This is a genomic window from Pseudomonas sp. EA_35y_Pfl2_R5 (assembly GCF_963970805.1).
In the GTDB taxonomy this organism is placed as follows: domain Bacteria; phylum Pseudomonadota; class Gammaproteobacteria; order Pseudomonadales; family Pseudomonadaceae; genus Aquipseudomonas.
The window spans coordinates 1-2,190 of record NZ_CAXAOW010000035.1; the positions used below are offsets into that span (position 1 = coordinate 1).

Here is a 2,190-nt window from a genome sequence, read left to right on the forward strand (position 1 = left end):
GAATTGACTACATGGGGAAACTTGCTGCTAGAACCTGACACATACCATTAGCGCGCATAACAACTGGTTCAAACCGTTCGCTGCGCTCACTGGGACGGGCTAAAGCCCGCCCCTTAACCAAACGTTATACGTCTGCAAGGAATCGCAATGATCACTGTCTATGGAATTGACTTTCACTTAAATCCCATAAAAGCAAAGATGTCAGATGCGCTACATGAATGTATGATTTCAGTGCTTGGATTGCCTGAGGACAAACGTGCTCACCGCTTCGTCCCGCTAGACAAATCTAACTTCTACTATCCGGGCGGAAGATCTGAAAAATACACAGTAATCGAAATAAGCATGATCTCCGGGCGCACGGAAGAAACAAAAAAGAAACTCATAAAACAGATATTCTCCATTTTTGAACGCGATTTGGCCGTAAAACCCGTTGACGTCGAAATAACAATATTTGAGCAGCCTAGTCATTGCTGGGGTTTCCGAGGAATCACAGGCGATGAGGCAACCTTGAGTTACAAGGTAAACGTATAACAATTGGTTCAAACCGTTCGCTTCGCTCACTGGGACGGGCTAAAGCCCGCCCCTTAACCAAACGTTAGGGTAAGAACATGCTCCTTCAGCTAAACGCTAATAAAGACAACCACAGGAAGGTTTTAGCTGAGTTGATAAAATGCTCTGAAATATCAGTACTGTGCTCTGGATGGCTGAAACAGGCGGGGCTTAAACACTTACTCCCCGCCATTGATCTCGCCTTAAAAAATAAAAGCCAAATTACAATTTACTCAAATAAAAAACATACTGATAGCGAAGCAATAGATTCTCTAAAATCAAGAGAGTCAATTCTCCACATAGTAGTAGACGACAGCGCTAAATATCTTCATTCAAAAATATATTACTTTGAGAACGCTGGTGAATATAAAGCAATCATAGGTTCTGCGAACATCACGAACGGCGGATTAACCTCTAACGAAGAGCTTTCAGTAAGCTTGGCAGGAACTATTGGTGACAGCCAGAACAATCAAGTAAAAAAATATCTAGCTCGGCTTAAAACCGTGGGCCACCCTAACTAGTGGTTCAAACCGTTCGCTGCGCTCACTGGGACGGGCTAAAGCCCGCCCCTTAACCAAACGTTAGGTGCCACATGGAACGTCGCCACATTCCACTATTTCTTATATTCTTCGCATGCAGCGCCAACGCTGAGGTATCTGACAAAATCGCGTCCGTATCAAATATGTGGACTGTGGCGCTACTTTCCGGGCTAGTGGCAAGTGCTCTAACACTTTGGAAAAAGTGGTTTCTACTCTTGGGCGTGGCATTTTCAGCACTTTATTTAAGCGCAACAATTGATTTAGCATCGGATCAAAGTCTTGCCAAAGCAATCATCGCAGAGCAAGGCAGCCTATATTTTCCACAAAGCTATATCACCTCACTAATTCCGTTGCTCATGGTTGTTGCGTCTTACCTGTACGTTCGAAAGCAGAACCGTAGTGCAGCACCTAACTAGTGGTTCAAACCGTTCGCTTCGCTCACTGGGACGGGCTAGAGCCCGCCCCTTAACCAAACGTTAGGTACTCAATGACGCCTCAAGAAATCTTCAGTACCTTCCAAGATCACACAACTGTGAAATCTGTGCATTTTGAGTCAGATACAAATTCGGCCAGCTTCGAATGTAATCTTGTTCTAAATCTAGTTCACGAAGCGAGCAACAGCGAAATCATAGTTATTTTCAACGGAGTTTCCGGTTTGCAGCTTAATAATTTTGGTGGCGGACTAACACAAGTTGTCGGCCTCGAACTAATTGATCTGCGCGATCAACAATGGTCCGAAATCAAATACCAAATCAACGACACAGAAAATTCTGCAATATCTTTTTACTGCAAGAGTATGCAGCTAGCAGGCCCAACGTGCCGCACCTAACTAGTGGTTCAAATCGTTCGCTGCGCTCACTGGGACGGGCTAAAGCCCGCCCCTTAACCAAACGTTAGGGATAGACATGACGCCGCGTGCTCTACTTCTTTTCACAATCCTTATCTCTATTAGCGTCAATGCAGAAGAAGCCTCTGGAATTGACTGCGCAAAGGCATTTTCCACACCAGATGTGGAGCAATGCATTGCTATCGAATTGGATAAAACAGAAACCAGTCTGAATCAAGCTTATCAAGGCCTTGTAAAACAGCTTACTCAAGCCGA

Annotated in this window: 4 protein-coding genes; all 4 read left to right on the top strand. The window is 44.7% G+C overall.

Annotated features, from left to right (window positions below):
• Positions 1 to 147: 147 nt before the first annotated feature.
• A complete protein-coding gene (locus AACX99_RS22070) occupies positions 148 to 531 on the top strand; it encodes a tautomerase family protein (RefSeq protein ID WP_339414553.1) in 384 nt (127 codons plus the stop codon).
• 77 nt (positions 532 to 608) lie between these two features.
• Positions 609 to 1,070: a restriction endonuclease PLD domain-containing protein gene (locus AACX99_RS22075; RefSeq protein ID WP_339414554.1), complete on the top strand. Its 462-nt coding sequence runs from the start codon at positions 609 to 611 to the stop codon at positions 1,068 to 1,070.
• Between the two features lie 71 nt (positions 1,071 to 1,141).
• A complete protein-coding gene (locus AACX99_RS22080) occupies positions 1,142 to 1,504 on the top strand; it encodes a hypothetical protein (protein ID WP_339414555.1) in 363 nt (120 codons plus the stop codon).
• A 489-nt stretch (positions 1,505 to 1,993) separates the two neighbouring features.
• Positions 1,994 to 2,190: hypothetical protein (locus tag AACX99_RS22085; protein ID WP_339414556.1), on the top strand; the 197-nt coding region annotated here is incomplete at its 3' end.

Coding starts and splice junctions, on each gene's coding strand:
- AACX99_RS22080 (WP_339414555.1), top strand. CDS start 1,142: ATGGAACGTCGCCACATTCCACTATTTCTTATATTCTTCGCATGCAGC.
- AACX99_RS22070 (WP_339414553.1), top strand. CDS start 148: ATGATCACTGTCTATGGAATTGACTTTCACTTAAATCCCATAAAAGCA.
- AACX99_RS22075 (WP_339414554.1), top strand. CDS start 609: ATGCTCCTTCAGCTAAACGCTAATAAAGACAACCACAGGAAGGTTTTA.